Below are 5,652 nucleotides of genomic sequence, written 5' to 3' on the forward strand. Positions count from 1 at the left end.
GTTGCGGGGCGGGTGCAGGGATTGTGCCTTGGTGTAACTCCCGGGGTCGCGCGCCTGGGCCGTCCCTACAATCGGCCTCAATCCAACACCCGCAGAGGCGCCTCATGAGCATCACCGTCAAGATCGATCTGGGCTACGAGTTCGACGTCAAGGCCAAGGCGGCCGAGGTGTTCGAAGTGCTCTCCAATGTGCCCGAGTCGGTCAGCCATTTCCCGAAGGTGGAGAAGCTCAGCGACCTGGGCGGCGGTGTCTACCAGTGGGAAATGGAAAAGGTCGGCACCGCGCAGGTGAACATCCAGACCGTGTACGCCAGCAAATACGTGAGCGACCAAGCGCGCGGCACCGTGAAATGGACCCCGGTCAAGGGCGTGGGCAACGCCCTGGTGGGCGGCAACTGGAAGATCGTGGACAACAAGAAGTCCACCGGCCTGACCCTGGCCATCCAGGGCGAGATCGAGGTGCCTCTGCCCGGCCTGATGAAGATGGTGGTGGCCCCCGTGGTCGAGGGCGAGTTCGAGAAGCTGGTCGAAAAGTACATCGCCAACCTCATCAAGCGCTTCGGCGGCGAGGCCTGATCCGCCCCTTGCCGCCTTCAGTGAGCGCGTTTCAAGTCCTGCGCGCGATCCGCACGATGGCGTCGTAGATCTCGTGCTCGGCATCCGCCGGGTCGAGTTCGCCCGCGGCCGCCGCGAACGACACGGCCTGCGCCGTGCCCAGCATGGCGCGCATGCCTGCCGGCCCGATGGGCTGCTTCGCGAACGGCTGCAGCGCGGCCTGGCACTTCGCCTGGAACGCCGCCTCCAGCTTCTTCTTCAGGGCGTCGAGTTCGGGTGAGCCCGCCAGCGCCGCGCTGACGCCGGGCATCTCGCGGCCCATCGCCATGACGCAGTTGAGATAGGTGGCAGCGATCACCTTCGCCACGGCCGGGAGCGACTTGCCCGAGACCTGCAGGGCCTCGTCCATCAAGGCGTGCTGCCGGTTGTCGTATTCCTCGTAGAGCGCGCTGAGCAGGCCGGTGCGCGTGCCGAAATGGTCGTACACCACGGGCTTCGTCACCCCCGCGCGCTCCGCCAGGTAGCCCAGCGTGAGCGCATCGGTGCCTTCGCCCCGCACGATGGACCACGCGACCTCCATGAGCTGGCGGTTGCGGTCTTCCTTGGACAGGCGCTTCTTCGGCGTGGCTTGATCAACAGGGTTCATCGGATGGCTTGACATTGTTAACCTACCAAAGGTAACCTACGGACAGTAGATTACCAAAGGTAGTTTACACCCAAACCCCAAGGAGCCACCATGCACGCCCTCATCGTCGTCAGCCATCCCGATGCCCAGTCCCTCACACACGCCGTCGCGCGCTCGTTTGCCGAGGGCATTGCGGCCTCGGGCGAGCACACCACCGAGTTCGCCGACCTTGCCGCGGAAGGCTTCGACCCGGCTTTCAACCAGGCCGACCGCAACGCCTACTTTCTCCAGAAGCCCATGCCTTCGGACGTCCTGCGCGAGCAGGCGCGCATCGACCGCGCCGACGCGCTCGTGCTGGTCTATCCCGTCTATTGGTGGTCGTTCCCCGGTCAGCTCAAAGGCTGGATCGACCGCGTGTTCGCCAATGGATGGGCCTACGACGAGGCGCCCGACGGCACGCTGGGCAAGCGGCTGGGCCGCCTCGCGGTCCACCTCATCGGCATCGGCGGCGCGGACGGCGGCACCTATGCGCGGCACGGCTACGACAAGGCGATGCGCACCCAGATCGACCACGGCATCTTCGATTTCTGCGGCGCGCGGGTCGTCACCTCGGAGTTCCTGCTCGATGTGAATGGGCAGGCGGCGGCGTCCCATGTGGTCACGGCGCGGGCCCTGGGCGGGAATGCGTTCGCGGAAAGCGCCACGTCGGCCGGTGGCGAACGGCTGATCACACCAGGTGCTGCCTGAAGAACGCCAGCGTGCGGTCCCACGAGAGTTTGGCCGCGGCGGCGTCGAAACGCGGCGTGGTGTCGTTGTTGAAGCCGTGCTGGGTGCCCGGGTACTGGTGCGCGGTGTAGCGCACGCTCGCCGCCTTGAGCGCGGCCTCGTAGGCCGGCCAGGCCGCGTTGATGCGCTCGTCCACCCCCGCGAAATGGATCAGCAGCGGCCCTTCACCTTGGCCGCGGCCTCCACCGGCGGGTGGTTGCCGTAGTAGGGCACGGCCGCCGCCAGGTCGGGCAGCTCGGTGGCCAGCGTGTGGGCCACGCCCCCGCCATAACAGAACCCCACCACGCCGATGCGCCCGTTGCCGTCCGGCCGGGCCTTGAGCGTGGCGGCCGAGGCCAGGAAGTCCTGCTTCGTCTTGGCCTGGTCGAGCTGGGCGAACAGGGCGCGCGCCTTGTCCTCGTCGCCCGGGTAGCCGCCCAGCGGCGTGAGCGCATCGGGCGCGAATGCCAGATAACCGTCGAGCGCCAGGCGGCGCGCGATGTCTTCGATGTGGGGGTTCAGACCCCGGTTCTCGTGCACCACCAGCACGGCCGGCAGGCGCCCGCCGGCGGGGGGCGCCACGGGCTTGGCCACATAGGCCTTGATGGTGCCGTAACCCATCGGCGAAGGCACGCTCACCGTCTCGGTCTTGATGCGGGGGTCGTTCGCCGGCACCACCTGGGCGGCGGCGAAGTTCGGGCTGAGCGCGGCCAGCAGGCCCGCCGCCGTCATGCCGCCCACCGCGAACTTGGACGCGCGGTCCAGGAAGGCGCGGCGGTCGATGTCGCCATGCACGTAGGCGTCAAACAGGATCAGCAGTTCCTGATCGAAGTCGGCGGCGGTCAGACGAGTCATGGGCGATCTCCGGCAAAAAGATCGCAGGATAGGTCCCCCCGGGGCCGGGCGGGCCATTGCCCATCCGGTCAGGCGGGCTTTGCCGCCCTGCCTCAGGCCGCCAGCGACGCGGTCTGCGCCTGCGGACGGCCCAGCCGCGCCGGCGAGGTGTATTCCTGCCGGTAAATCTCGAACGGCATGGAGTCGGCCGCTTCGATGGCGCGCTGGTCTTCCACCGACTTCGTGGCCATCGCTTCGTACTTCGCCTGCAGCTTGCTGGCCCAGGGCAGACCCGCCAGGTGCTGGTGCGTCACGCGCGACTGGGCGCGCGCGAACGCGACGAAGGAATCGCCATGGTGCTTGTGCATGGCCTGCAGCACGCGGGCCGAGGGCAGCTTGTCGGGGTCCTGCAGATGGCCTTGCGCCAGGGCCACGGCCAGGGCGTGCTCGTTGCCACCGTGGGCCTCGTCCAGCAGCGCGGCGATCGGGACGAGCTGCTCCAGCAGCTCGGCGCCCCACTGCATCAGCGGCACGCTCTGGCCGTTGCGCATCAGGTTCAGGCCGGGTTCGCGGCCGCGCGCGGCGGTCAGGTGCTGGTTGTGCGCGAGCTCGCGGATCTCGGCCGGCGTGTCGGGCGGGCTGTCCGACAGCAGGCAGTGCAGCAGGAACACGTCGAGGAAACGCAGCGTGGGCGCGCCGATGCCGATGGGTTCGAAGGGGTTGAGGTCCATCAGCCGGACCTCGATGTACTCCACCCCGCGCTCGCGCAGGGCGTGCAGCGGGCGCTCGCCAGGGCGGATCACGCGCTTGGGGCGGATGGTGCCGTAGAACTCGTTCTCGATCTGCAGCAGCGTGGTGGCGAGCTGGTTGTAGTCGCCGCCCGGGTTGCGGATGCCCACCGCCTCGTACGCGGGCCAGGGGCGCGTGAGCGCGTCGTGCAGCGAGGCCGCGTAGCCTTCGAGGCCGTTGTAGCTCACCGCCAGCGTGGCCTGGGCCTCGCTCTGGTAACCCAGGCGGCCCATGCGCAGCGAGGTGCCGTGCGGCATGTACAGCGTGCCGGTGTCGCCCAGTTTCTGCAGCTCGTGCTGGCGGCCTTCGACGAAGGTGGAGCACAGCGCGGGCGAGGCGCCGAACAGCGTGAGCAGCAGGAAGGCGTGGCGGCGGAAATTGCGGATCAGCGCGAAGTAGCCTTCGTTGTCCACGCCTGGCAGCGACCAGTTGTAGTGGATGCCCGAGATGGTCTGCATGCGCCGGCCATAGCGGTGCGCCAGGCCCATGCGGTAGACGCTCTTGGCGCGGCCCACGTTGGACGAGCCGTAGCGGCCGATGGGGATGGTTTCGTCGGGCGGCAGGCCGCAGGGCATGCTCGACGCCCACATCATCTCGTCGCCCTGGGCGCGCAGGCTGCGCACGGTGTACTGGTGGACTTCGGTCAGCTCGGCCAGACAGGCTTCGACGCTGTCGTGCACGCCCGTGATCAGTTCGAGCTGGGACTCGCTGTAGTCGGTGGTGATGTGGGGGTGCGTGAGCGCACTGCCCAGCGCGGCCGGGTGTGGCGTGAGCGCCAGTTTGCCGTCGGGCTGGGCGCGCAGGCTTTCCTTTTCAATGCCGCGACGCATGCCGCGCAGACGGTCTCCTGGGAGGGCGGCCAGCCGTTGTTCGAGAGAGGTCATACAGGCGTCGTGGTTCGGGTCCGGGGCCGGAAGTTAACACGCCGGCGCCATTTCTGCTGGCAGCGCCCGGATCGACTCTGTGGTAAGGATGTCCGGTCCCTGGGCCCGCCGCAGCCAGGCCTCGATGTCGTCGGGCTCGTTCACCAGGCGCAGTTCGTCGAACGCGGCCTGGGCCTCGGGATAGCGTTTGCGCAGGTAGTTGAGCCATTGTTTGAGCCGCCCGGAGCGGTGGCGGCGCTCCACGCGGGCGCTCACCTGCCGCCAAAAGATCTCGAACAGCGGGGGCAGGACCGACCAGGGCACACCGCCCAGGCCTTTGATGGCCAGGGCCAGGCCGGGGTCGGTCACCATGCCTCGGCCGATCATGAGGTGTTCGCAGCCGGTCACCTCGCGGCAGCGCGCGGCGTCGGCCGCGGTCCAGATTTCGCCATTGGCGATCACCGGCAGGCGCCGGTGGGCCGGTGGCAGCGAGGCGCGCACCTCGGCCAGCCGGTCCCAGTAGGCGGGAGGCCGGTAGCCGTGGGCCTTGGTGCGCGCGTGGATCACGAGTTCGTCCGCCCCGGCCTCGGCGATGGCGTGGGCGCAGTCTTCGGCGCGTTCGTCGTCGTTGTAGCCCAGCCGCATCTTGGCGGAGACGGGCATGTGGGCCGGCACGGCGCGGCGCACGGCCGCCACGATGCGCCCGACCAGCTCGGGTTCGTCGAGCAGCACGGCGCCGCCCCGGCTCTGGTTGACGGTCTTGGCGGGGCAGCCGAAGTTCAGGTCGATGCCGTGCGGGCCCAGGCCGGCCAGGCGTTCTGCGTTTTCCGCGAGCAGGGTCGGGTCGGAGCCGAGCAGTTGGGCGCGCACGGGCACGCCGGCACGGGTGCGGCCGCCATTGAGCAGTTCGGGCACCACGCGGATGAAGGCACGCTCGGGCAGCACGGTGTTGGTCACGCGGATGAATTCGCTCACGCAGCGGTCGATCCCGCCCGTGCGCGTGAGCACATCGCGCAGGGTGGCGTCGAGCAATCCTTCCATGGGGGCCAGCAGCAGCATGCTGCGTATTGTCCTTTGCCTGGAGAATGTGTGGATGTGTTGCTCTTTTTCTCCGGCTGGTCCGGTCATCGGCGACCGGGGGGGACGGCTCCGCTCATGTCCCCCGAACCGGCTTCGCCGGTTCTCCTCCTTGACTTCGCTGCGCCGTCCCCCCCGGTCGCCG

5 protein-coding genes and 1 pseudogene are annotated in these 5,652 nt (G+C 68.8%); 2 read left to right on the forward strand and 4 right to left on the reverse strand.

The window, feature by feature from the left end; all coding sequences use genetic code 11:
* The first annotated feature begins 104 nt into the window (after positions 1-104).
* Entirely contained in the window at positions 105-575 is a 471-nt protein-coding gene (locus AC3WPZ_RS27455; RefSeq protein WP_382156290.1) for an SRPBCC family protein, read from the forward strand.
* Between the two features lie 31 nt (positions 576-606).
* Here the strand turns inward: AC3WPZ_RS27455 and AC3WPZ_RS27460 are convergent, their stop codons facing one another.
* The gene (locus AC3WPZ_RS27460; protein WP_444687089.1) at positions 607-1,215 is read right to left on the reverse strand and encodes a TetR/AcrR family transcriptional regulator; all 609 of its coding nucleotides are present in this window, start codon (positions 1,213-1,215) and stop codon (positions 607-609) included.
* Between the two features lie 75 nt (positions 1,216-1,290).
* Here AC3WPZ_RS27460 and AC3WPZ_RS27465 point away from each other — a divergent pair, with 75 nt between their 5' ends.
* Positions 1,291-1,926 carry an NAD(P)H-dependent oxidoreductase gene (locus tag AC3WPZ_RS27465; RefSeq protein ID WP_444687090.1) on the forward strand — a complete coding sequence of 212 codons (636 nt, stop codon included), beginning with the start codon at positions 1,291-1,293 and terminating at the stop codon, positions 1,924-1,926.
* Here AC3WPZ_RS27465 and AC3WPZ_RS27470 read toward each other — a convergent pair.
* The 3 genes and pseudogenes from AC3WPZ_RS27470 to AC3WPZ_RS27480 all read right to left on the reverse strand — a co-directional run bounded on the left by AC3WPZ_RS27470 (position 1,907) and on the right by AC3WPZ_RS27480 (position 5,489).
* Positions 1,907-2,856, reverse strand: a pseudogene (locus AC3WPZ_RS27470) (dienelactone hydrolase family protein). The gene AC3WPZ_RS27465 and the pseudogene AC3WPZ_RS27470 overlap by 20 nt on opposite strands.
* Positions 2,857-2,891: 35 nt before the next feature.
* Positions 2,892-4,451, reverse strand: coding sequence for a glutamate--cysteine ligase (gshA, locus tag AC3WPZ_RS27475; RefSeq protein WP_444687092.1), 1,560 nt, complete (start codon positions 4,449-4,451; stop codon positions 2,892-2,894).
* 33 nt (positions 4,452-4,484) lie between these two features.
* Positions 4,485-5,489: a tRNA dihydrouridine synthase gene (locus AC3WPZ_RS27480; RefSeq protein WP_444687093.1), complete on the reverse strand. Its 1,005-nt coding sequence runs from the start codon at positions 5,487-5,489 to the stop codon at positions 4,485-4,487.
* Between the last annotated feature and the right edge of the window lie 163 nt (positions 5,490-5,652).

The sequence above is a fragment of the Hydrogenophaga sp. FW305-3-2-15-A-LB1 genome (genome assembly GCF_058787875.1).